At 54.4% G+C, this 23460-nt stretch carries 19 protein-coding genes and 4 pseudogenes; 13 read left to right on the top strand and 10 right to left on the bottom strand.

Annotated elements, in window-relative coordinates; all coding sequences use genetic code 11:
• Position 1: 1 nt before the first annotated feature.
• Positions 2-352 carry a hydrogenase maturation nickel metallochaperone HypA gene (hypA, locus tag BFF42_RS22235; protein WP_024258643.1) on the bottom strand — a complete coding sequence of 117 codons (351 nt, stop codon included), beginning with the start codon at positions 350-352 and terminating at the stop codon, positions 2-4.
• A 211-nt stretch (positions 353-563) separates the two neighbouring features.
• Here hypA and hycA point away from each other — a divergent pair, with 211 nt between their 5' ends.
• The 9 genes and pseudogenes from hycA (at position 564) to hycI (ending at position 8254) form a co-directional block, all read left to right on the top strand.
• Positions 564-1025 carry a formate hydrogenlyase regulator HycA gene (hycA, locus tag BFF42_RS22225; RefSeq protein WP_000158061.1) on the top strand — a complete coding sequence of 154 codons (462 nt, stop codon included), beginning with the start codon at positions 564-566 and terminating at the stop codon, positions 1023-1025.
• Between the two features lie 124 nt (positions 1026-1149).
• On the top strand, positions 1150-1761 hold the full coding sequence (gene hycB, locus BFF42_RS22220) for a formate hydrogenlyase subunit HycB (RefSeq protein ID WP_001079188.1): 612 nt from the start codon (positions 1150-1152) through the stop codon (positions 1759-1761).
• Positions 1758-3501, top strand: a pseudogene (gene hycC / locus BFF42_RS22215) (formate hydrogenlyase subunit 3). The gene hycB and the pseudogene hycC overlap by 4 nt, the downstream one beginning before the upstream one ends.
• Before the next feature lie 2 nt (positions 3502-3503).
• Positions 3504-4427: a formate hydrogenlyase subunit HycD gene (hycD, locus tag BFF42_RS22210; RefSeq protein WP_000115229.1), complete on the top strand. Its 924-nt coding sequence runs from the start codon at positions 3504-3506 to the stop codon at positions 4425-4427.
• Positions 4428-4444: 17 nt separating this feature from the next.
• Positions 4445-6154, top strand: coding sequence for a formate hydrogenlyase subunit HycE (gene hycE, locus BFF42_RS22205; RefSeq protein WP_001288110.1), 1710 nt, complete (start codon positions 4445-4447; stop codon positions 6152-6154).
• 9 nt (positions 6155-6163) lie between these two features.
• Positions 6164-6706, top strand: coding sequence for a formate hydrogenlyase subunit HycF (gene hycF / locus BFF42_RS22200; RefSeq protein WP_000493783.1), 543 nt, complete (start codon positions 6164-6166; stop codon positions 6704-6706).
• Positions 6706-7384, top strand: a pseudogene (locus tag BFF42_RS22195) (NADH-quinone oxidoreductase subunit B family protein). The gene hycF and the pseudogene BFF42_RS22195 overlap by 1 nt, the downstream one beginning before the upstream one ends.
• Positions 7381-7791 carry a formate hydrogenlyase assembly protein HycH gene (hycH, locus tag BFF42_RS22190; RefSeq protein WP_001291921.1) on the top strand — a complete coding sequence of 137 codons (411 nt, stop codon included), beginning with the start codon at positions 7381-7383 and terminating at the stop codon, positions 7789-7791. Before BFF42_RS22195 ends, hycH begins: the two are co-directional and overlap by 4 nt.
• The gene (gene hycI, locus BFF42_RS22185; protein WP_000132961.1) at positions 7784-8254 is read left to right on the top strand and encodes a hydrogenase maturation peptidase HycI; all 471 of its coding nucleotides are present in this window, start codon (positions 7784-7786) and stop codon (positions 8252-8254) included. Before hycH ends, hycI begins: the two co-directional genes overlap by 8 nt.
• A gap of 158 nt (positions 8255-8412) precedes the next feature.
• On the opposite strand, the gene ascB is transcribed toward hycI, so the two are convergent.
• Positions 8413-9837 (bottom strand): 6-phospho-beta-glucosidase AscB, encoded by a 1425-nt coding sequence (ascB, locus tag BFF42_RS22180; RefSeq protein WP_000110311.1) that lies wholly within the window; start codon positions 9835-9837, stop codon positions 8413-8415.
• Positions 9838-9902: 65 nt separating this feature from the next.
• Positions 9903-11303, bottom strand: a complete 1401-nt coding sequence (gene ascF, locus BFF42_RS22175; RefSeq protein ID WP_039059517.1) for a PTS cellobiose/arbutin/salicin transporter subunit IIBC — start codon at positions 11301-11303, stop codon at positions 9903-9905.
• Positions 11304-11561: 258 nt separating this feature from the next.
• Here ascF and ascG point away from each other — a divergent pair, with 258 nt between their 5' ends.
• The 3 genes from ascG (at position 11562) to hypF (ending at position 15653) form a co-directional block, all read left to right on the top strand.
• Entirely contained in the window at positions 11562-12572 is a 1011-nt protein-coding gene (gene ascG, locus BFF42_RS22170; protein WP_001343660.1) for a DNA-binding transcriptional regulator AscG, read from the top strand.
• Positions 12573-12720: 148 nt separating this feature from the next.
• Positions 12721-13248, top strand: coding sequence for an electron transport protein HydN (hydN, locus tag BFF42_RS22165; RefSeq protein ID WP_001078777.1), 528 nt, complete (start codon positions 12721-12723; stop codon positions 13246-13248).
• A 152-nt stretch (positions 13249-13400) separates the two neighbouring features.
• Positions 13401-15653 carry a carbamoyltransferase HypF gene (hypF, locus tag BFF42_RS22160; RefSeq protein WP_039060340.1) on the top strand — a complete coding sequence of 751 codons (2253 nt, stop codon included), beginning with the start codon at positions 13401-13403 and terminating at the stop codon, positions 15651-15653.
• 127 nt (positions 15654-15780) lie between these two features.
• Here hypF and norW read toward each other — a convergent pair whose 3' ends face one another.
• On the bottom strand, positions 15781-16914 hold the full coding sequence (gene norW, locus BFF42_RS22155; RefSeq protein ID WP_039059519.1) for an NADH:flavorubredoxin reductase NorW: 1134 nt from the start codon (positions 16912-16914) through the stop codon (positions 15781-15783).
• Positions 16911-18350: an anaerobic nitric oxide reductase flavorubredoxin gene (norV, locus tag BFF42_RS22150; RefSeq protein ID WP_000029585.1), complete on the bottom strand. Its 1440-nt coding sequence runs from the start codon at positions 18348-18350 to the stop codon at positions 16911-16913. Before norV ends, norW begins: the two co-directional genes overlap by 4 nt.
• A gap of 185 nt (positions 18351-18535) precedes the next feature.
• Between norV and norR the strand changes: the two are divergent.
• Positions 18536-20049: pseudogene (norR, locus tag BFF42_RS22145) on the top strand (nitric oxide reductase transcriptional regulator NorR).
• On the opposite strand, the pseudogene gutQ reads toward norR, so the two are convergent.
• The 5 genes and pseudogenes from gutQ to srlB all read right to left on the bottom strand — a co-directional run bounded on the left by gutQ (position 20046) and on the right by srlB (position 23460).
• Positions 20046-21010 (bottom strand): annotated as a pseudogene (gene gutQ, locus BFF42_RS22140) (arabinose-5-phosphate isomerase GutQ). The pseudogenes norR and gutQ overlap by 4 nt on opposite strands.
• Positions 21003-21776, bottom strand: a complete 774-nt coding sequence (srlR, locus tag BFF42_RS22135) for a glucitol operon DNA-binding transcriptional repressor SrlR (RefSeq protein WP_000804546.1) — start codon at positions 21774-21776, stop codon at positions 21003-21005. The pseudogene gutQ and the gene srlR overlap by 8 nt, the downstream one beginning before the upstream one ends.
• A 66-nt stretch (positions 21777-21842) precedes the next feature.
• Positions 21843-22202 (bottom strand): transcriptional regulator GutM, encoded by a 360-nt coding sequence (gutM, locus tag BFF42_RS22130; RefSeq protein ID WP_000252908.1) that lies wholly within the window; start codon positions 22200-22202, stop codon positions 21843-21845.
• Between the two features lie 103 nt (positions 22203-22305).
• On the bottom strand, positions 22306-23085 hold the full coding sequence (gene srlD, locus BFF42_RS22125) for a sorbitol-6-phosphate dehydrogenase (RefSeq protein WP_001077365.1): 780 nt from the start codon (positions 23083-23085) through the stop codon (positions 22306-22308).
• 3 nt (positions 23086-23088) lie between these two features.
• On the bottom strand, positions 23089-23460 hold the full coding sequence (gene srlB / locus BFF42_RS22120) for a PTS glucitol/sorbitol transporter subunit IIA (protein WP_000216190.1): 372 nt from the start codon (positions 23458-23460) through the stop codon (positions 23089-23091).

Here is a 23460-nt window from a genome sequence, read left to right as displayed (position 1 = left end):
CTCACTCCTGGTCTATTTCTATCCGCCGAATCTGTAAACCGTCGTCTGCCACAATCTGTAGCATGTCACCATGACACTGTGGACAGCGGCGGACGCGCTGGGTCAATAGCGTCACATACTGTTGGCATGTTTCACACCAGCATTCGACCTCTTGTTCTTCGAGGTGCAGTTTACAACCTTCCGCCACGCTGCCGCGGCAAACCAGATCAAAACAAAAGGCAAGAGAGCTGGTTTCGACACAAGAAAATGCGCCAATTTTGAGCCAGACCCCAGTTACGCGTTTTGCGCCGTGTTTTGCGGCCTGCTGTTCGATCAATTCCAGTGCCCATTGGCAGAGGGTTATTTCGTGCATATCACCTCCCATTAACTATTGCCAGCTACAAGCAATAATTGTGCCAGTGTTGATTATCCCTGAGGTGAATAATGTCGATGATGTCGAAATGACACGTCGACACGGCGACGAAATTCATCTTTAGCTTAAAAATCGTTTTAATAACAATAAATTAAAAATTGGCACAGAAAATGCTTAAAGCTGGCATCTCTGTTAAACGGGTAACCTGACAATGACTATTTGGGAAATAAGCGAGAAAGCCGATTACATCGCACAGCGGCATCGTCGCCTACAGGACCAGTGGCACATCTACTGCAATTCGCTGGTTCAGGGGATCACGTTATCGAAAGCGCGCCTGCATCACGCCATGAGCTGCGCGCCGGACAAAGAACTCTGTTTCGTCCTTTTTGAACATTTTCGTATTTACGTCACCCTGGCGGATGGCTTTAACAGCCACACCATCGAGTATTACGTCGAAACAAAAGAGGGCGAAGACAAACAGCGGATTGCGCAGGCGCAACTGAGCATTGACGGCATGATTGATGGCAAGGTCAACATCCGCGATCGCGAACAGGTTCTGGAACACTATCTCGAAAAAATCGCTGGCGTTTACGACAGCTTATACACCGCCATTGAAAACAATGTGCCGGTGAATTTAAGCCAACTGGTAAAGGGACAAAGCCCGGCAGCATGAGCTGAGGCTTTGCCCGTTTTGCAGGCGTTACGCCTGTTTGGGGATGGGCGTGTCGATGAGTGTCGAAAATGACATTTCATCGGCATGTTTTCGTCAAAAATGACAATCACCTGAGGAATGCCTGGTGAATCGTTTTGTAATTGCTGACTCCACGCTCTGTATCGGCTGCCACACTTGTGAGGCAGCCTGTTCAGAGACGCATCGCCAGCACGGCCTGCAATCAATGCCGCGCCTGAGAGTGATGCTGAATGAAAAAGAATCTGCGCCGCAGCTCTGTCACCACTGTGAAGATGCACCCTGCGCGGTGGTCTGCCCGGTTAACGTCATCACCCGCGTTGATGGGGCCGTGCAGTTGAATGAAAGCCTGTGCGTAAGCTGCAAGCTGTGCGGCATCGCCTGCCCGTTTGGCGCAATTGAATTTTCCGGCAGCCGTCCGCTGGATATTCCTGCAAATGCCAATACCCCGAAAGCGCCACCGGCACCGCCTGCTCCGGCGCGTATCAGTACGCTGCTTGACTGGGTGCCGGGTATTCGCGCGATCGCCGTCAAATGTGACCTTTGTAGCTTTGATGAACAAGGTCCGGCCTGCGTGCGGATGTGCCCGACCAAAGCCCTGCATCTGGTGGATAACACCGATATCGCCCGCGTCAGCAAACGTAAGCGTGAGCTGACTTTTAATACGGACTTTGGCGATCTCACCTTGTTTCAGCAGGCTCAAAGTGGAGAGGCTAAATGAGCGCAATTTCCCTGATCAATAGCGGCGTGGTGTGGTTTGTCGCCGCCGCTGTTCTGGCATTTCTCTTTTCTTTTCAAAAGACGCTAAGTGGCTGGATAGCCGGAATTGGCGGCGCGGTTGGTAGCCTGTATACGGCAGCCGCGGGCTTCACTGTGCTGACTGGCGCGGTTGGCGTGAGCGGTGCGCTGTCGCTGGTAAGCTACGATGTGCAAATCTCCCCGCTTAACGCGATTTGGCTGATTACGCTCGGTCTGTGCGGTCTGTTTGTCAGCCTCTACAACATTGACTGGCATCGCCACGCGCAGGTGAAGTGCAACGGCTTGCAGATCAATATGTTGATGGCTGCCGCCGTCTGCGCCGTCATCGCCAGCAACCTCGGCATGTTCGTGGTAATGGCCGAAGTCATGGCCTTGTGTGCGGTGTTCCTCACCAGCAACAGCAAAGAGGGCAAACTGTGGTTTGCGCTGGGGCGTCTTGGCACTCTGCTGCTGGCGATTGCTTGCTGGCTGCTGTGGCAGCGTTATGGCACGCTGGATCTGCGCCTGCTGGATATGCGTATGCAACAGCTGCCGCTCGGTTCCGATATCTGGCTGCTCGGTGTGATTGGCTTTGGCCTGCTCGCCGGGATTATTCCGCTGCACGGCTGGGTGCCGCAGGCACATGCTAACGCCTCTGCGCCAGCTGCCGCGTTGTTTTCTACGGTAGTCATGAAAATTGGCCTGCTGGGCATTTTAACCCTGTCACTGCTGGGCGGTAATGCACCGCTGTGGTGGGGGATCGTGCTGCTGGTGCTCGGCATGATCACCGCGTTTGTCGGTGGTCTGTATGCGCTGATGGAGCACAACATCCAGCGCCTGCTGGCTTACCACACCCTGGAAAATATCGGCATTATCCTGCTGGGGCTGGGCGCTGGCGTAACGGGTATCGCGCTCGAACAACCGGCGCTGATTGCTCTTGGCCTGGTCGGTGGTCTGTACCATCTGCTTAACCATAGCCTGTTCAAAAGCGTACTGTTCCTCGGGGCGGGGAGCGTCTGGTTCCGTACCGGTCATCGCGATATCGAAAAACTCGGTGGTATTGGCAAGAAAATGCCGGTTATCTCCATCGCCATGTTAGTCGGGTTGATGGCAATGGCTGCGCTGCCGCCGCTGAACGGGTTTGCCGGGGAATGGGTTATCTATCAATCCTTTTTCAAACTGAGCAATAGTGGCGCGTTTGTTGCCCGTCTGCTGGGGCCGCTGCTCGCTGTGGGTCTGGCAATTACCGGTGCGCTGGCGGTGATGTGTATGGCGAAAGTCTATGGCGTCACGTTCCTCGGCGCGCCGCGTACCAAAGAAGCCGAAAACGCCACCTGTGCGCCGCTCCTGATGAGCGTAAGCGTAGTGGCACTGGCGATTTGCTGCGTAATTGGCGGTGTTGCTGCGCCGTGGCTGCTGCCGATGCTCTCTGCTGCCATTCATCATTATGGCGATTTGCAAAGGCGACCGCCTGCCGTCACGTTCCCGCGGTGCGGCCTGGGTGTGCGGCTACGACCATGAAAAATCAATGGTGATTACCGCTCACGGTTTTGCCATGCCGGTTAAACAGGCGTTTGCGCCAGTGCTGAAACTGCGCAAATGGCTGAATCCGGTGTCGCTGGTGCCGGGCTGGCAGTGCGAAGGTAGTGCGTTGCTGTTCCGCCGGATGGCGCTGGTTGAACTGGCGGTACTGGTGGTGATTATTGTTTCACGAGGAGCCTGAGAATGAGTGTTTTATATCCGTTAATTCAGGCGCTGGTGTTATTTGCCGTTGCGCCGCTGCTCTCCGGTATTACCCGCGTGGCGCGCGCCCGTCTGCATAACCGTCGCGGGCCGGGCGTGTTGCAGGAGTATCGCGACATTATCAAACTGCTGGGCCGCCAGAGCGTTGGCCCGGATGCCTCTGGCTGGGTGTTCCGCCTGACGCCGTATGTGATGGTGGGCGTCATGCTGACTATCGCTACTGCGCTGCCGGTGGTGACCGTCGGTTCTCCGCTGCCGCAACTGGGCGATTTGATCACCTTACTGTATCTCTTCGCCATCGCGCGTTTCTTCTTTGCCATTTCCGGTCTGGATACCGGTAGCCCGTTTACCGCTATCGGTGCGAGCCGTGAAGCGATGCTTGGCGTGCTGGTCGAACCGATGTTGCTGCTTGGTCTGTGGGTTGCCGCACAGGTTGCCGGTTCCACCAACATCAGCAACATTACCGACACCGTTTATCACTGGCCGCTGAGCCAAAGCATCCCGCTGGTGCTGGCGCTCTGCACCTGTGCGTTCGCCACTTTTATCGAAATGGGCAAACTGCCGTTCGACCTGGCGGAAGCCGAGCAGGAGTTGCAGGAAGGTCCGCTCTCTGAGTATAGCGGCAGCGGCTTTGGCGTCATGAAATGGGGTATCAGCCTGAAACAGCTGGTGGTGTTGCAGATGTTCGTCGGGGTGTTTATTCCGTGGGGACAAATGGAAACCTTCACCGCCGGTGGACTGCTGCTGGCGCTGGTGATTGCCATCGTAAAACTGGTGGTCGGCGTCCTGGTTATCGCGCTGTTCGAAAACAGCATGGCCCGTCTGCGTCTTGATATTACTCCGCGCATTACCTGGGCTGGGTTTGGCTTTGCATTTTTAGCGTTCGTCTCCTTGCTGGCGGCGTGATTAAAGAGAGTTTGAGCATGTCTGAAGAAAAATTAGGTCAACATTATCTCGCCGCGCTGAATGAGGCATTTCCGGGCGTCGTGCTGGACCACGCCTGGCAGACCAAAGATCAGCTGACTATCACCGTAAAGGTGAACTATCTGCCGGAAGTGGTGGAGTTTCTCTACTACAAGCAGGGGGGCTGGCTGTCGGTGCTTTTTGGTAACGACGAACGCAAACTGAATGGTCATTACGCCGTTTATTACGTGCTGTCGATGGAGAAGGGGACTAAGTGCTGGGTAACGGTTCGCGTCGAAGTTGATGCCAACAAACCGGAGTATCCGTCCGTGACGCCGCGCGTTCCGGCGGCGGTGTGGGGCGAGCGCGAAGTGCGCGATATGTACGGTTTGATTCCGGTTGGTCTGCCGGATGAACGCCGTCTGGTGCTGCCGGATGACTGGCCGGATGAACTTTATCCGCTGCGTAAAGACAGCATGGATTATCGTCAGCGTCCGGCACCGACCACCGATGCTGAAACCTACGAGTTCATCAACGAACTGGGCGACAAGAAAAACAACGTCGTGCCGATTGGTCCGCTGCACGTCACTTCTGACGAACCGGGCCACTTCCGTCTGTTCGTCGATGGCGAAAACATTATCGACGCAGACTACCGCTTGTTCTATGTCCATCGCGGTATGGAAAAACTGGCGGAAACCCGCATGGGTTATAACGAAGTGACCTTCCTCTCTGACCGTGTGTGCGGGATCTGCGGCTTCGCCCACAGCACCGCCTACACCACGTCGGTGGAAAACGCGATGGGTATTCAGGTGCCAGAACGTGCGCAGATGATCCGCGCCATTCTGCTGGAGGTGGAACGCCTGCACTCGCATCTGCTCAACCTCGGCCTCGCCTGCCACTTTACCGGCTTCGACTCCGGCTTTATGCAGTTCTTCCGCGTGCGTGAAACCTCCATGAAAATGGCCGAGATCCTCACCGGTGCGCGTAAAACCTACGGCCTGAACCTGATCGGCGGGATTCGTCGCGATCTGTTGAAAGATGACATGATCCAGACCCGCCAGCTGGCGCAACAGATGCGTCGTGAAGTGCAGGAGCTGGTGGATGTGCTGCTGAGCACACCGAACATGGAACAGCGCACCATCGGCATTGGTCGTCTGGACCCGGAAATTGCCCGCGATTTCAGTAACGTTGGCCCGATGGTCCGCGCCAGCGGACACGCTCGCGATACCCGCGCTGATCACCCGTTTGTTGGTTATGGCCTGCTGCCAATGGAAGTCCACAGCGAGCAGGGCTGCGACGTTATTTCGCGTCTGAAAGTGCGTATCAACGAAGTCTATACCGCGCTGAACATGATCGACTACGGTCTGGATAACCTGCCGGGTGGCCCGCTGATGGTGGAAGGCTTTACCTACATTCCGCACCGTTTCGCGCTGGGCTTTGCCGAAGCGCCGCGCGGTGATGATATCCACTGGAGCATGACTGGCGACAACCAGAAGCTGTACCGCTGGCGCTGCCGTGCCGCGACCTACGCGAACTGGCCGACCCTGCGCTACATGCTGCGTGGCAACACTGTTTCCGATGCGCCGCTGATTATCGGTAGCCTGGACCCTTGCTACTCCTGTACCGACCGCATGACTGTGGTCGATGTACGTAAGAAGAAGAGCAAAGTGGTGCCGTACAAAGAACTCGAGCGCTACAGCATTGAGCGTAAAAACTCGCCGCTGAAATAAGGAATCGCCATGTTTACCTTTATCAAAAAAGTTATCAAAACCGGCACGGCGACCTCGTCTTATCCGCTGGAGCCGATTGCGGTTGATAAAAACTTCCGTGGTAAGCCAGAGCAGAACCCGCAGCAGTGCATCGGCTGCGCGGCCTGCGTCAATGCCTGCCCGTCAAACGCCTTAACGGTTGAAACTGACCTCGCCACAGGAGAGCTGGCCTGGGAGTTTAATCTCGGGCGCTGCATCTTCTGTGGACGCTGCGAAGAAGTTTGCCCGACGGCGGCGATTAAGCTGTCGCAAGAGTACGAACTGGCGGTGTGGAAGAAAGAAGACTTCCTGCAACAGTCTCGCTTCGCGCTGTGCAACTGTCGCGTCTGCAATCATCCTTTCGCCGTCCAGAAAGAGATCGACTACGCCATTGCGCTGCTTAAGCACAACGGCGACAGCCGCGCGGAAAACCACCGCGAAAGCTTTGAGACTTGCCCGGAATGTAAGCGCCAGAAATGCCAGGTGCCGTCCGACCGTATTGAACTGACTCGCCATATGAAAGAGGCCATCTGATGAGCAATTTATTAGGCCCCCGTGACGCCAACGGCATTCCGGTCCCGATGACGGTGGATGAATCCATCGCCAGCATGAAGGCGTCGTTACTGAAAAAAATCAAACGTTCTGCCTATGTTTACCGCGTGGACTGCGGCGGCTGCAACGGCTGCGAAATCGAAATTTTCGCCACTTTATCGCCGCTGTTTGATGCAGAACGCTTCGGCATTAAAGTCGTTCCTTCACCGCGTCATGCGGATATTTTACTGTTTACCGGCGCGGTCACCCGTGCAATGCGATCCCCTGCGCTGCGTGTGGGGCGGTACGGATAAAATTGTCCCTGTGGATGTTTATATCCCTGGCTGCCCGCCAACGCCTGCCGCCACGCTGTACGGCTTTGCAATGGCGCTCGGCCTGCTGGAGCAGAAAATTCACGCCCGTGGGCCGGGTGAACTGGATGAACAACCGGCGGAGATCCTGCATGGCGATATGGTGCAGCCGCTGCGCGTGAAAGTGGATCGCGAAGCACGCCGCCTGGCGGGTTATCGTTACGGTCGTCAGATTGCCGATGACTTCCTGACACAGTTAGGGCAGGGCGAAGAACAGGTTGCACGCTGGCTGGAAGCGGAAAACGATCCGCGTCTGAACGAGATTGTCAGCCATCTGAATCATGTTGTAGAAGAGGTGCGTATCCGATGAGTGAAAAGGTGGTGTTCAGTCAACTGAGCCGTAAATTTATTGATGAGAACGATGCCACGCCCGCCGAGGCGCAGCAGGTGGTCTATTACAGCCTGGCGATTGGTCACCACCTTGGGGTTATCGATTGCCTGGAAGCGGCGCTCACCTGCCCGTGGGATGAATATCTGGCATGGATTGCCACTCTGGAGGCGGGCAGTGAAGCCCGCCGCAAAATGGAAGGCGTACCGAAGTACGGTGAGATCGTCATCGACATTAACCATGTGCCGATGCTGGCCAACGCATTCGATAAAGCCCGGGCAGCGCAAACTTCGCAGCAGCAGGAATGGAGTACAATGCTGTTAAGTATGCTGCATGATATTCATCAGGAAAACGCCATCTATTTGATGGTGAGGAGATTGCGTGACTGACGTTTTACTCTGTGTTGGCAATAGCATGATGGGCGATGATGGCGCAGGTCCGCTGCTGGCGGAAAAGTGCGCCGCCGCGCCGAAAGGTAACTGGGTGGTGATTGACGGCGGTAGTGCACCGGAAAACGACATCGTCGCCATCCGTGAACTGCGCCCTACGCGGTTACTGATTGTCGACGCCACGGATATGGGGCTAAACCCCGGCGAGATCCGCATCATCGACCCGGATGATATCGCCGAGATGTTTATGATGACTACCCATAACATGCCTCTGAACTATCTTATCGACCAGTTGAAAGAAGATATTGGCGAAGTGATTTTCCTCGGCATACAGCCGGATATCGTCGGCTTTTACTACCCGATGACCCAGCCGATTAAAGATGCGGTAGAAACCGTTTATCAACGACTGGAAGGCTGGGAAGGGAATGGCGGCTTCGCGCAGTTAGCGGTGGAAGAAGAGTAGTTTTTCATTAAGGAATCAGGACAGGGATGTTCTTGATGGGGTGAACCAGCTCTGATGCCAAATGCTAAATTGCCCGATGCGCTGCGCTTATCGGGCCTTCCTGGTTCGTGCGACATGTAGGCCGGATAAGGCGTTCACGCCGCATCCGGCACTGTTACTTACTCTAAATCTTCCCCATTACTGGCAATCACTTTTTTATACCACCAGAACGATTTCTTACGTGTGCGCGTCAGCGTGCCGTTGCCTGCGTCGTCACGGTCTACGTAGACAAAACCGTAGCGTTTGCTCATTTCACCCGTAGAGGCGGAAACTAAATCAATACAGCCCCATGTGGTGTAGCCCATCAGCGGAATGCCATCTGCAATCGCTTCGCCCATTGCGCGGATATGTTCGCGTAAATAGCTGATGCGATAGTCATCGTTAATCTCGCCATTGGCAGCAAGTTCATCTTTTGCGCCGAGGCCGTTTTCCACCAGAAACAGCGGCTTCTGATAACGATCGTACATCATATTCATGGTGATACGCAGACCGAGTGGATCAATTCCCCAGCCCCAGTCGCTCACTTGCAGATACGGGTTACGCAGCGATTTCACCACGTTCGCCGCACTGCTGTTGTTGGCGTTCATCTCCGCCGAGGCGCAGCGCGAGGCGTAATAGCTGAAAGAGACAAAATCGACGGTGTTTTTCAGGATCTCATCATCGCCCAGCGCTTTATCTATGGTTACCCCTTTTTCGCGAAATACGCGGGCAGAGTAAGCCGGATACGCGCCGCGCGCCTGCACATCGATAAAAAACAGGTTTTCCCGATCTTTCTCCAGCGCCGCCCAGACATCTTCCGGTTTGCAGCTGTAAGGGTAGAAGTTGCCGCCCGCCAGCATACAGCCCACCTGATTTTGCGGGTTAACCTCATGGGCGATTTTGGCGGCTAGCGCACTGGCAACCAGCTGGTGATGCGCGGCCTGATATTTCACCTGATCCTGATTTTCACCTTCTTCAAACACCAGACCCGCGCCGGAGAACGGGCTATGCAACATAATGTTGATTTCATTGAAGGTTAGCCAGTATTTCACCAGACCATCAAATGCTTCAAAGCAGGTTCTGGCGTAGCGGCTGAAAAACTCCACCAGCTTGCGGTTACGCCAGGAGCCATATTCGGTGACCAGATGCATCGGCACATCGAAGTGGCACAACGTGACCAGCGGTTCGATACCGTACTTTTTACACTCTTCAAAGACAGAACGATAAAAAGCAATGCCCTGCTGATTGGGCGTGATTTCATCGCCCTGCGGAAAGAGACGGCTCCAGGCAATTGAGGTACGGAAAACCTTGAATCCCATCTCTGCCATCAGGGCGATATCTTCTTTATAACGATGATAAAAATCCGTCGCCTCATGGCTGGGATAAAACTCGTCATCGCGCAACTGAAAACGTTTTTCCAGCCCCAGTTTCACCGCCATTCGATGCTCGCCGTGTGGGATCATATCGACGGTGGTCAGCCCTTTTCCGCCTTCACGGAACGCACCTTCAGATTGGTTGGCGGCAAGCGCGCCGCCCCATAAAAAACCTTCTGGAAATACTGACATTTTCATCCTCAATTAAGACTTACTTCTTTGGCGACGGTCGGTTGTACGCTCTGATGCTTTCGCGCCTAGGCAGCCGCTTCCTCAACAGGAATATCCTCAAAGCCGAGCAACAGTGTGAGGATAAACGACAGCACCACCGCCAGCGCCATGACCGCGAACACCCAGACGATGCTCATTGGATTCGCCGGATCGAAGAATTGCACGCTGGTAAATAGCCCCGGCGCTGCCATTGAGTGGCTGGCAAGCCCCGCCATACCGGCAACCGCGCCGCAAATAAAACCGCTGATAAGACTGGCGATAAGCGGACGTTTCAGGCGGATCGCCACGCCGTATAACGCCGGTTCGGAAATCCCCGCCATAATGGCTGATGCCGCCGCAGCCAGCGCCGTCTGGCGCAGTTCCGGTTTTTTCGTTTTCCACGCCACCGCCAGTGATGAACCGCCCAGCGACAGGTTAGCGCCGATCTCTGACGGCATGACCATCCCTTCTTTGCCGGTTTCGGCAATGGTCTGAATGATGGTTGGCGTAAAGACGCGGTGCATCCCGGTCATTACCAGCAGAGGCCACAGCGCGCCCATAATGGCGACTGAAAGCCAGCCCAGATAACCATGAATGGTGTAAACCAGCGCCGAAATGGCGCTACCGATCCAGATACCAATCGGGCCAATCAGCAGGATTGCCAGCGGTGCGGCAATCAACACAATCAGCATTGGCTTGAGGAAGTTTTTGGTCACCGCCGGTGTAATGCGATCCACCCAGCGTTCGATATATGACAGGCACCAAGTCATCACCAGCGCCGGGATCGCTGTGTAGGTGTATTTCACCGCGGTGACCGGAATCAGGGCAAATTCGACATGTTCACCCTGGGCCGCTTTCGCCATCAGTTCAATAAAACTCGGATGTACCAGCACACCCGCGATGGCAATCGCCAGCGACATATTGGTTTTAAATTTGATGGCGGCAGATGCCGCGACCATCAGCGGCAGGAAGAAGAAAGCACCGTCACCAATCACATTCAGAATGGTTAAGGTCGGCGATCCTTTTGTCAGCACGCCGCTCATCTCGAGGATCATCGCCAGCAGTTTGACCATCGATCCGCCGATAATCGCCGGGATCAGCGGTGACATGGTGCCGATCAGCGCATCGAGGATCCCCGCACCAATGCGACGCAGCGTGAGTTTGGGTTTACCCACGGGCTGTGCGGGCTGCATATCTCCCGGCAGCAGGCTGACGACTTCCTGAAAGGCTTGTGAAACGGTATTGCCGATAATCACCTGACACTGGTTGTCACTACGTACCACGCCGAGCACGCCGGGGATGGTTTTTAACGTCGGGCTGTCGATAAGCTGGTCATCTTTGATAACAAAGCGCAAACGCGTCATACAGTGCGTGACCGCCGAGATGTTATCAACGCCGCCCAGTGCCGCTATCACCGAGCGTGCCAGCGCCGCATAATTTTTGGCCATCGGATTTTATCCTGTTATCAGTAGGGTAGATGTAGTTGTTATCAGTCGACGTAACGGAAAAATGCCGATGCTGAAACGGAATTAGGAAACCGTTTCACAAAATCATGAATACTTGTCACTAAATAAGCAAGAGAGTTAATTATTCATTTTTTATATTTGTGAAACCGGTCACCTGAATATTTTTCCCGCCGATTGCGCAAGGACAATCGGCAAACGGTGCAGTACACTGCGTTGATTGCGTGTAAAGGGATGAAAATGATGACGACGATGCTGGAAGTGGCGAAGCGCGCCGGGGTTTCAAAAGCGACCGTTTCCCGCGTGCTTTCAGGTAATGGCTACGTCAGCCAGGAGACTAAAGATCGCGTGTTTCAGGCGGTAGAAGAGAGCGGTTACCGCCCAAACTTGCTGGCGCGCAATCTGTCGGCGAAGAGTACTCAGACGCTGGGGCTGGTAGTGACCAACACGCTTTACCACGGCATTTATTTTAGTGAATTACTCTTTCATGCCGCGCGAATGGCGGAAGAGAAAGGGCGGCAGTTGCTATTGGCAGATGGTAAACACAGCGCCGAAGAAGAGCGCCAGGCGATTCAGTATCTGCTGGATTTGCGCTGCGACGCCATTATGATTTACCCGCGTTTTTTAAGCGTGGATGAGATCGATGACATCATTGACGCGCACAGTCAGCCGATAATGGTGCTTAATCGCCGCCTGCGCAAAAACAGCAGCCATAGCGTCTGGTGCGATCATAAACAGACCAGCTTTAATGCCGTGGCAGAGTTGATAAACGCCGGACATCAGGAGATTGCTTTCCTTACCGGCTCGATGGATTCCCCCACCAGCATTGAACGTCTTGCTGGGTATAAAGACGCGCTGGCGCAGCATGGTATTGCGCTCAATGAAAAACTTATCGCTAACGGTAAATGGACGCCCGCCAGCGGGGCCGAAGGGGTAGAAACGTTGCTCGAACGTGGGGCTAAATTTAGCGCGTTAGTTGCCAGTAACGACGATATGGCGATAGGTGCGATGAAAGCGTTGCACGAGCGCGGCGTAGCGGTGCCAGAGCAGGTGTCAGTTATCGGATTCGATGATATCGCAATTGCCCCCTATATCGTTCCGGCGCTCTCCAGCGTAAAAATTCCGGTGACTGAGATGATTCAGGAAATTATTGGACGGCTGATTTTTATGCTCGATGGCGGGGATTTCTCACCGCCGAAAACCTTCAGCGGAAAACTGATCCACCGCGACTCACTCATTGCTCTTTCGCGATAAACATTGTCATCACATGTCATCGTCACTAGTGTCGATGACATCTTTTTTCCTGCATTACAGAAATTAATTTCCTTAAATAACAGTGAATTAAAAACTGGCATGATTTGTGAATGTATCGGCGCATTAACTGTCATTGCTGGAGAATTTGATGAACCGTTTCATCATTGCTGACGCGAGTAAATGTATTGGTTGCCGTACCTGTGAAGTGGCGTGCGTGGTTTCTCATCAGGAAAATCAGGACTGTGCATCGCTGACCCCGGAAACATTTTTACCGCGTATCCATGTCATTAAAGGTGTGAACATTTCCACGGCGACAGTTTGCCGTCAGTGTGAAGATGCACCGTGCGCTAACGTCTGCCCGAATGGTGCTATCAGCCGTGATAAAGGGTTTGTTCATGTGATGCAGGAACGTTGCATTGGTTGCAAAACCTGCGTTGTGGCTTGCCCGTATGGCGCGATGGAAGTGGTGGTACGTCCGGTGATTCGCAACAGCGGCGCGGGGCTGAATGTACGGGCTGACAAAGCCGAAGCCAATAAATGTGACCTGTGCAACCATCGTGAAGACGGCCCGGCGTGTATGGCGGCTTGCCCGACTCATGCGCTGATTTGTGTCGATCGTAATAAACTTGAACAACTGAGTGCAGAAAAACGCCGCCGTACGGCGCTGATGTTCTAAAAATCTTACAGAACTGTTCTGGCATCAAAGGAATTCCCGGAAATATTCGTAGAATACGGAGCGGGCGGTATCGCCGACCTGTGACTGCCGGATGCGACGCTGTCGTGTCCGGCTGGGCGGGTTACGCAATTCATGATGGCGGGAATAACTCAATGGCAAAAAACACATCTTGCGGTGTCCAACTGCGTATTCGTGGCAAAGTGCAGGGCGTCGGTTTTCGTCCGTTTGTCTGGCAGCTGGCACAGCAATTAAATCTTCACGGCGATGTCTGTAATGACGGCGATGGCGTAGAAGTCCGGCTGCGGGAAGACCCGGAAACGTTTCTTGTTCAATTGCATCAGCACTGCCCGCCGCTGGCGCGTATTGATAGCGTCGAGCGTGAGCCGTACATCTGGTCACAACTGCCCACTGAGTTCACCATCCGCCAGAGCGCGGGAGGTGCCATGAATACGCAAATTGTCCCGGATGCCGCTACTTGCCCTGCTTGCCTTGCCGAAATGAATACCCCAGGCGAACGGCGTTATCGTTATCCGTTTATCAACTGTACCCACTGCGGCCCGCGTTTCACCATTATTCGCGCCATGCCTTACGACCGCCCGTTTACCGTGATGGCGGCGTTTCCGTTGTGTCCGGCTTGTGACAAAGAGTACCGCGACCCGCTCGATCGTCGCTTCCACGCCCAGCCGGTGGCCTGCCCAGAGTGTGGCCCGCATCTTGAATGGGTAAGTCATGGTGAACATGCAGAACAAGAGGCGGCATTACAGGCGGCTATCGCACAGTTAAAAATGGGCAACATTGTCGCCATCAAAGGGATTGGCGGATTTCATCTTGCCTGCGATGCACGTAACAGTAACGCGGTGGCGACACTTCGGGCGCGCAAACATCGCCCGGCGAAACCGCTGGCGGTCATGTTGCCAGTGGCTGACGGTTTACCAGACGCTGCGCGCCAGTTGCTTACCACGCCCGCCGCGCCGATTGTGCTGGTGGATAAAAAATACGTTCCTGAGCTTTGTGATGATATCGCCCCTGACCTTAACGAAGTCGGGGTAATGTTGCCTGCGAACCCGCTCCAGCATTTGCTGTTACAGGAACTGCAATGCCCGCTGGTGATGACCTCCGGCAACCTGAGCGGTAAACCACCAGCTATCAGCAACGAACAGGCGCTGGCGGATTTGCAGGGCATTGCCGACGGATTCTTGATACATAACCGCGACATCGTGCAGCGGATGGATGATTCGGTGGTGCGCGAAAGCGGCGAAATGCTGCGCCGTTCGCGGGGGTATGTGCCGGATGCGCTGGCTTTGCCTCCGAGCTTTAAAAATGTTCCGCCTGTGCTGTGTCTCGGAGCGGATCTGAAAAATACCTTCTGCCTGGTGCGCGGTGAACAAGCGGTGTTGAGTCAGCATCTGGGCGATTTAAGTGACGATGGCATCCAGATGCAGTGGCGCGAAGCGTTACGCCTGATGCAAAACATCTACGATTTTACCCCGAAATACGTTGTGCATGACGCGCATCCGGGCTATGTCTCCAGCCAGTGGGCGCGTGAAATGAATCTGCCGACGCAAACGGTACTGCATCATCATGCCCATGCAGCGGCGTGTCTGGCAGAGCATCAGTGGCCGCTGGATGGCGGTGATGTCATTGCTTTGACGCTCGACGGTATCGGTATGGGGAAGAACGGCGCTTTGTGGGGCGGCGAGTGCCTGCGGGTGAACTATCGCGAATGTGAGCACCTGGGCGGCTTGCCTGCAGTGGCGCTTCCGGGTGGCGATTTGGCAGCGAAGCAGCCGTGGCGAAACCTGCTGGCGCAGTGCCTGCGCTTTGTGCCGGAGTGGCAGAATTACCCTGAAACAGCAAGTGTGCAACAGCAAAACTGGAGCGTGCTGGCGCGGGCCATTGAGCGTGGAATTAACGCGCCGCTGGCGTCATCGTGTGGGCGGTTGTTCGATGCAGTGGCGGCGGCACTGGGCTGTGCGCCAGCCACGTTAAGTTATGAAGGTGAAGCGGCTTGTGCTCTGGAGGCGCTCGCAGCCTCATGCCACGGAGTGACGCATCCGGTGACGATGCCGCTGGTGGACAATCAACTGGATCTCGCCGCTTTCTGGCAGCAGTGGCTGAACTGGCAGGCACAGGTTAATCAACGCGCGTGGGCGTTTCATGATGCGCTGGCGCAGGGTTTTGCCGCGTTGATGCGTGAGCAGGCCACGATGCGTGGTATCACTACGCTGGTATTTAGCGGCGGGGTTATTCATAACCGTTTGCTGCGTGCTCGTCTGTCGCATTATCTCGCTGATTTCACATTGCTCTTTCCTCAGAGTTTACCGGCGGGTGATGGCGGTTTGTCTCTGGGGCAGGGGGTTATTGCTGCGGCGCGTTGGTTAGCGGGTGAAGTCCAGAACGGATAAAACGTGTTGCATTTGGACACCATTGCCGGATGCGGCGTAAACGCCTGATCCGGCCTACACATGCGTCCCCGTAGGTCGGATAAGACGCGCTAGCGTCGCATCCGACATTTTAGGCACAGTAGCCCACCTACATCGGCAATGTTTTCAACAATCCAAATGCCTCTTTCATCCGATCTTCACTGACCACAAAGGCGCGAAGCTGGTCAGCATCGTCAACACCGCGAGCCACCATTCCCTGGCGTTCGGTATTAATTTGCCAGCGTAAATCCTGACGCTGGGTTTCGCCTGCCAGATGCAGCGGTAATTCCGGCGTTTTGATTTTCACCAGCATCGTCGGTAGTTTCAGCGGCGTGTTATTGCCGAGAAGATTTTTTGCCAGCACCATCGCGCTAAGTTGAATCGGCTGCAGGAATGGCAGTACCTGACCGTTGATTTCCGCGTAATCGCCCAGCGCATAAATATCGTCATTACTGGTTTGCAGATAACTATCGACGCAAACGCCGCGATTAATCGTCAGCCCGGCGCGTCGTGCCAGGGCTGTTTCCGGGCGCAGTCCGGTGGCGGCAATTACCGCATCCACTTCGATACTACGCTGGTGGTCCAGCGTTGCCAGAATGCCAGAATCCGTTTTTTCCAGCCCCTGTAACTGAGATTTCAACAGCAGATGAACGCCCATTTCCGTCAACCGATGCTGCAAGCGGCTGCTTACTTCCGGTGGCATTAACGACGCCAGAATACTGGCAGCGTTGTCGATTAGCGTGACCGCTTTGCCTGCACGACAAAAATCCATCGCCAGTTCGCTACCAATCAAACCACCGCCAACAATCAACACGCGTCGGGCATCCCGCAGTTGCGTTTCACAGGCGCGATACTCTTGCTGACTATTTAACGTCAGCATTAACTCACGCCCAGGCACAGGCGGGACAAAGGCACTGGCACCGGTTGCCAGTACTAGCTTGTCGTATTGCCACTGATTATTCTGGCTTTTCACCACACGGGCTTCGGCATCGATATCCGTCACCCTGGTTTGTGGAAACAGGTGCAGATTAAACTGCTCGGCAAATTCACCCGCCGTCTGGCGGGTAAGGTCATCGGCACGTTGCCCCTGACTGATAACATGGCTGAGGTCAGGTTTGTTGTACTCATCCATGCTGTCGGCGGCAATCAGGGTTAATGGAATAGTGGCGTCCTGTTTGCGAATATTTTTCACCAGTTGGCGGGCGGCGAAGCCCGAACCGATGATCACAATGCCGTTACTCATTTTGCCTCCGATGCCAGTTCTTCAAAGACGTCTTTGCCGAGGGAGCATTCCGGGCAGAGGAAGTTATCCGGGACTTCACTCCACGGCGTTCCTGGCGCAACGTCCTGCATTGGCTCGCCTTTTGCCGGATCGTAAATCCACTGGCAGACGCTGCACTGCATCCGTGGGCCGAGGTCAGCCGTCGTGGTGGCAGAGGTTTCTTCTTTGACTACCTTATTCACCGTGCTCTGCGGCAGCGGCTCGAGCGCCCACTGACGGGCGATTTCGCGACCGTGTTCACGGCATAACTCCAGAGCGTCCTGGTCTGGTCGCCATTTCGCTTTCAGGCTAAGCGACATTTCGAAACCCGCATCCTGCAGGCGCGTGGAAAGACGATCCACCGCACCGCCGCTCCAGCCGTGAGAGCCGAAAGCACTGGCGCGTTTGTTACGGAAGCGTAAACCAGTCATCTCCTCCACCAGCCCGGCGATTTTCGGCATCATCACGTTATTCATCGTCGAAGTGCCGACCAGCACGCCTTTTGAGCGGAAGACATTGGTCAGGATTTCGTTTTTATCGCTTCGGGCGACGTTGAAAATTTTCACCGCCACGCGTGGGTCGGTTTCCGCAATCCCCTGGGCGATAGCGTCAGCCATCATGCGGGTGTTATTCGACATGGTGTCGTAGAAAATGGTGATTCTGTCTTCCTGATAATCAGCCGCCCATTTCAGGTACAGCTCGACAATTTGCGTCGGGTTATCGCGCCATACCACGCCGTGAGAGGTCGCTATCATATCGACTGGTAAGTTAAAGCCCAGGATCTCGGTAATTTTCGGTGTTACCAGGCGGCTGAACGGCGTCAGGATATTGGCGTAGTAACGCTGGCACTGCTCGAAAAGCTCCGTCTGATCCACTTCATCGTTGAACAGATGCTCGTCGCAGTAGTGCTGACCGAAAGCATCGTTACTGAACAGCACCGCGTCGCCTGTCAGGTAAGTCATCATGCTGTCCGGCCAGTGCAGCATTGGCGTTTCGACAAAAATGAGCTGTTTGCCGTTGCCGATATCCAGCGTGTCACCAGTTTTCACCACATTAAAATTCCACTCCGGATGATGGTGATGACCATTTATCGAGTCGATAGCGTTGGCAGTACAGTAAATCGGCGTATCGGGAATTTGCGCCATCAGTTCGGTCAGCGCCCCAGCGTGGTCCTCTTCTGCATGGTTAATCACGATGTAATCGATATCCGCCAGATCGATTTCATTACGCAGGTTCTGCACAAATTCGCGGCTGAATTTATGGTCGACGGTGTCGATCAGCACGTTTTTTTCTTCGCGGATGAGGTAGCTGTTGTAACTGCTGCCGCGCAGCGTTTTATATTCCGTACCGTGAAAATCACGCACTTCCCAGTCACGTTGACCACCCCAATGAATGTTATTTTTCACCACAATAGACATAGCAACCTCAATTTATTCAGCGTGTTCTAAAAAGATGTCTTGCTAATTGCAGATTACGTGCCAGTTTTTATCTGATTGTTTTTACTATATAAATAAAATTATGCTCATTAATGAGTAGTCAAAATGACTATCAATCAAATGGTCGATATGACAATATCTATAGTCAAATTGACAGTGAGGCAAAGATGAGTTTTTCCGTTGATGTGCTGGCGAATATCGCCATCGAATTGCAGCGTGGGATTGGTCATCAGGATCGTTTTCAGCGCCTGATCACCACGCTACGTCAGGTGCTGGAGTGCGATGCGTCTGCGTTGCTACGTTACGATTCGCGGCAGTTTATTCCGCTTGCCATCGACGGTCTGGCAAAGGGTGTACTCGGTAGACGCTTTGCGCTGGAAGGGCATCCACGGCTGGAAGCGATTGCCCGCGCCGGGGATGTGGTGCGCTTTCCCGCAGACAGCGAATTGCCCGATCCCTATGACGGTTTGATTCCTGGGCAGGAGAGTCTGAAGGTTCACGCCTGCGTTGGTCTGCCATTGTTTGCCGGGCAAAACCTGATCGGCGCACTGACGCTCGACGGGATGCAGCCCGATCAGTTCGATGTTTTCAGCGACGAAGAGCTACGGCTGATTGCTGCGCTGGCGGCGGGAACGTTAAGCAATGCGTTGCTGATTGAACAACTGGAAAGCCAGAATATGATGCCAGGCGATGCCACGCCGTTTGAAGCGGTGAAACAGACGCAGATGATTGGCTTGTCCCCTGGCATGACGCAACTGAAAAAAGAGATTGAGATTGTGGCGGCGTCCGATCTCAACGTCCTGATCAGCGGTGAGACGGGAACCGGTAAGGAGCTGGTGGCGAAAGCGATTCATGAAGCCTCGCCACGGGCGGTGAATCCGCTGGTCTATCTCAACTGTGCTGCACTGCCGGAAAGTGTGGCGGAAAGTGAGTTGTTCGGGCATGTGAAAGGAGCGTTTACTGGCGCTATCAGTAACCGCAGCGGGAAGTTTGAAATGGCGGATAACGGCACTCTGTTTCTGGATGAGATCGGCGAGTTGTCGTTGGCATTGCAGGCCAAGCTGCTGAGGGTGTTGCAGTATGGCGATATTCAGCGCGTTGGCGATGACCGTAGTTTGCGGGTCGATGTGCGCGTGCTGGCGGCGACTAACCGCGACTTACGCGAAGAGGTGCTGGCAGGGCGATTTCGCGCTGACTTGTTTCATCGCCTGAGCGTGTTTCCACTTTCGGTGCCGCCGCTGCGTGAGCGGGGCGATGATGTCATTCTGCTGGCGGGGTATTTCTGCGAACAGTGTCGTTTGCGGCTGGGGCTCTCCCGCGTGGTATTAAGTGCCGGAGCGCGAAATTTACTGCAACACTATCGTTTTCCGGGGAACGTGCGCGAACTGGAACATGCTATTCATCGGGCGGTAGTGCTGGCGAGAGCCACCCGCAACGGCGATGAAGTGATTCTTGAGGCGCAACATTTTGCTTTTCCTGAGGTGACGTTGCCGCCGCCAGAAGCGGCGGCGGTGCCCGTTGTTAAGCAAAACCTGCGTGAAGCGACAGAAGCGTTCCAGCGTGAAACTATTCGCCAGGCACTGGCACAAAATCATCATAACTGGGCTGCCTGCGCGCGGATGCTGGAAACCGACGTCGCAACCTGCATCGGCTGGCGAAACGTCTGGGAATGAAGGATTAAATAATCCCGGCCTGATAGAAATCCTGCAGGTTAATTGCGCCGGTGAGTTTGCCGTTTTCATCCACCACCGGTGCGGCAGTGATTTTGCGCTTCATCAGGATCTCTTTGGCGTCGATGGCGCGACTTTGCGCCTGTAACGTGGTGCCGCCTGTCGTCATCGCTTCATTAACTGGCGTGGTGAGTGCGCCGCCGCCTACCAGCCAGCGACGTAAATCGCCGTCGGTAAAGACGCCTTGTACCTGTTGTTGAGCGTCACATACCGCCACCAGCCCCAGACCGGTGCGGCTGAGTTCCAGCATCGCATCCATCACGCTGGCGGTTAACGCCACCTGTGGGATGGCATCGTCACGGCGCATCAGATGATGCACTTTATTCAGCAAGCGAGCGCCCTGTGCCCCGGCTGGGTGGGAGCGGGCAAAATCTTCTTCATTAAATCCGCGCGCCTGCATGACCGCCATCGCCAGCGCGTCACCCATCATCAGGGTATTGACGGTGCTGGAGGTCGGCGCAAGGTGCATCGGGCAGGCTTCGCGTTCTACGGAGATATCCAGCACCGCTTTTGCCGCCAGGCCCAGCGGTGACGTCGGTTTGCCGGTCATCGCCAGCAGCGCGATAGATTTATCTTCCAGACGCGGAATAATCAGATCCAGTTCCTTCGCGCCACCGGAGTAAGAGATAAACAGCATCACATCGCGGCTTTCAATCATCCCCAGATCGCCGTGCAGTGCTTCTGCCGGATGGACAAAAAAGCCGGTGTGCCGGTACTGGCAAGTGTTGCGGCGATTTTCTTACCAATGTGGCCCGATTTGCCAATTCCCGAAACCACCACTTTGCCTTCGCAGTGCAGGATGATATTGGCGGCGCGAACAAAATCATCGCCCAGACGTTCCGGTAAACGGCTTGCTTCCTGCAACTCCAGCATTAACGTCTGACGTCCCGCGTTCAGTAGTGCTTCACTCATTGCTCTCTCCGGTTATGATCACATCGATCCCTTTCTCTTCCAGCGCCTGACGAAACGCCGGATCGATACCTGCGTCGGTAATCAGCTTATCGACGCTTTCAAGACTGCAAACTACGTTGGGGCTTTTACGGCCAAACTTTGATGAGTCCGCCATCAAAATCACTTCGCGCGCGGCATTGCACATTGCCTTACTGACGGTATAAACCTCGTTGAAGGTGGTTACGCCCGCATTGAGATCGATGCCGTCGGTGCCCATAAACAATTTATCGAAACTGAAATGTTCGAAGGCATTCTCTGCCAGCTGTCCGTGAAATGAGGCCGATTTTTTACGAAACGTTCCGCCTGGCATCAGGATAGTTTGTTCGTTATCCAGTTCGGATAGCGCATTGACGATATGCAGGCTGTTGGTCATCACCGTGATGTTATTAAAGCGCGAGAGCAGGGGAACCATCTGCAAAACGGTACTGCCAGCATCAAGAATGATCGAATCGCCATCATGGATAAAACTAACGGCAGCTTCTGCAATCAGCTCTTTCTTGTGGGTGTTGATGAGTGTTTTATGATCGATAGGCGGATCGGATTCCTCTTTATTCAACACCACTCCGCCATAAGTACGAATGACGGTTCCGGCATGTTCCAGAATGACCAGATCTTTGCGAATGGTTGTGCCTGTGGTGTCAAAGTATTGCGCCAATTCTTCAACCGAGCATTTACCCTGCTTTTGCAGATACTCCAGAATGGCGGCCTGACGCTGACGAGGTTTCATGGGCGTGATTACCTGATTTAGGTTTCAAAATGATAACTTCGCAAGCAAGTAACATTCACAACGAAATTATCCACGTTTCAGTTTAAGCGCCAATGATAGAGCATTCTGTGATAGTGGATCATGGGGAAAGATCACATCGGGCTGTAAATCACCCGCATGCATACCGGTAATTGCGGGAATTTTTTGCGGTCGGGCGAAGACGGTCAGTCCTTTCATAAACAAGGTGTCGACGATGCGCTGCTGATCGTCCAGCGCGATGGCGACCACGACCCGCGGTTTAAAGCGCCCGCTGGAACGGCCCACGCCAACCCGCCCTTGCTGGCATAGTGTGTCGAAGGCACGGTTAAAACGAGAAATTTGCCAGCCGCCTAAGGCCAGTTGCGCACACCAGGCGATAACGGCGACGGTGATGAGTGCGGATACCATAACTTTCCCTTAATGTAGTGGCGGAAGTCCTGTATGCCTGATGAGCGTAGCGCATCAGGCATTCTATAGTCTCACGGAGATCCTTAATGGATCTCGCTGTTGATCAGAACATCACCTGACCGCCGGTGACATTGATCGACTGTCCGGTGCAGTACGACGCCTTAGGACTGGCGTAGAACAGCAGCATATTCAGCACATCTTGATAATCGCAGCCGCGTTTGAGCGGTACTTTGTCGATGTAATACTGCTCGACTTGATCCGGTTTGATACCCAGCTTGGTCGCGTATTGTGGCAACAGTGACTGGAACATCGGCGATTTCAGCAGGTTACCGAGCATCAGTGAATGCACCGTAATGCCGTACTCCGCCAGATCCAGCGCCAGTGATTGAGTCAGCCCGACGCCACCAAATTTCGCTGCGCTGTAGCCAGAGTTGTGTTTGCTGCCCACTTTGCCGGATTTCGAGTTGATCTGAATAATGCGACCCTGAATCCCGTCGCGGATCATCAAACGCGAAAATTCACGGGCACACAGGAAATAACCCACCAGATTCACTTGTAGCGAACGGTCAAAATCGCCGAGCTGGAAGTCGCTGATAAAGGCTGCTTTTGCTATTCCGGCGCTATAGACCAGCAAATCCACGCGACCAAAGATTTCATCTACCCCACGAGAGAGCGCCAGAACGCTTTGCTCGCTAGTGGCGTCAGCACCAAAACCGTACGCCATACTTTCACCATATTCGGCGTTAATTTCTTGTGCCACATTTGCGGCTTTGTCGCTCTGAATATCGACAACCGCGACGCGATACCCCTCGGCAACCAGACCGTGGCACAGGAACGCGCCTAAGGTTTGCCCACCACCGATGACAACGGCAACCTGATTCATTTTTTACTCCTTAACAGATTCAAACTTCAAAACCGATCCCGGCGCGATATCGTCGGGTACAGGGCCTGCCACATGGACAGTGCCCGGAAATTCCGCTTCGTTTAAACCATCGAAGCGCAGGGTGACATGACCCAGTTCGCGAAGGTTGTCTTCCGCCACACTGCCAACAGCGGTCACCGGATAGCGATGCTGCCCGAGCGTAAATTGCAAACCGGGATGGAGTGCACCTTTCAACTCGCCGTGGCAATGAATGAAGCAATACTCTTCGAGGTCCGCTGGCGCGCCTTCACGAAAGGTGATGAGCATCTGGTCGCTGAGGGCGTCAGTGGCACTCGCGCCGATACGGGTGATGGTGGTCTTATAAATAACGGTCAT

This window comes from Shigella sp. FC1661, assembly GCF_001712525.1.
Taxonomy (GTDB): domain Bacteria; phylum Pseudomonadota; class Gammaproteobacteria; order Enterobacterales; family Enterobacteriaceae; genus Escherichia; species Escherichia coli.
Note: the sequence above shows the minus strand (reverse complement) of the source record. Positions and strands in the feature narration are given on the sequence as shown.

Coding starts and splice junctions, on each gene's coding strand:
- hycE (WP_001288110.1), top strand. CDS start 4,445: ATGTCTGAAGAAAAATTAGGTCAACATTATCTCGCCGCGCTGAATGAG.
- hycA (WP_000158061.1), top strand. CDS start 564: ATGACTATTTGGGAAATAAGCGAGAAAGCCGATTACATCGCACAGCGG.
- hydN (WP_001078777.1), top strand. CDS start 12,721: ATGAACCGTTTCATCATTGCTGACGCGAGTAAATGTATTGGTTGCCGT.
- srlR (WP_000804546.1), bottom strand. CDS start 21,776: ATGAAACCTCGTCAGCGTCAGGCCGCCATTCTGGAGTATCTGCAAAAG.
- ascB (WP_000110311.1), bottom strand. CDS start 9,837: ATGTCAGTATTTCCAGAAGGTTTTTTATGGGGCGGCGCGCTTGCCGCC.
- srlD (WP_001077365.1), bottom strand. CDS start 23,085: ATGAATCAGGTTGCCGTTGTCATCGGTGGTGGGCAAACCTTAGGCGCG.
- hycH (WP_001291921.1), top strand. CDS start 7,381: ATGAGTGAAAAGGTGGTGTTCAGTCAACTGAGCCGTAAATTTATTGAT.
- norW (WP_039059519.1), bottom strand. CDS start 16,914: ATGAGTAACGGCATTGTGATCATCGGTTCGGGCTTCGCCGCCCGCCAA.
- ascG (WP_001343660.1), top strand. CDS start 11,562: ATGACGACGATGCTGGAAGTGGCGAAGCGCGCCGGGGTTTCAAAAGCG.
- gutM (WP_000252908.1), bottom strand. CDS start 22,202: ATGGTATCCGCACTCATCACCGTCGCCGTTATCGCCTGGTGTGCGCAA.
- hycD (WP_000115229.1), top strand. CDS start 3,504: ATGAGTGTTTTATATCCGTTAATTCAGGCGCTGGTGTTATTTGCCGTT.
- norV (WP_000029585.1), bottom strand. CDS start 18,350: ATGTCTATTGTGGTGAAAAATAACATTCATTGGGGTGGTCAACGTGAC.
- hypA (WP_024258643.1), bottom strand. CDS start 352: ATGCACGAAATAACCCTCTGCCAATGGGCACTGGAATTGATCGAACAG.
- srlB (WP_000216190.1), bottom strand. CDS start 23,460: ATGACCGTTATTTATAAGACCACCATCACCCGTATCGGCGCGAGTGCC.
- hypF (WP_039060340.1), top strand. CDS start 13,401: ATGGCAAAAAACACATCTTGCGGTGTCCAACTGCGTATTCGTGGCAAA.
- ascF (WP_039059517.1), bottom strand. CDS start 11,303: ATGGCCAAAAATTATGCGGCGCTGGCACGCTCGGTGATAGCGGCACTG.
- hycF (WP_000493783.1), top strand. CDS start 6,164: ATGTTTACCTTTATCAAAAAAGTTATCAAAACCGGCACGGCGACCTCG.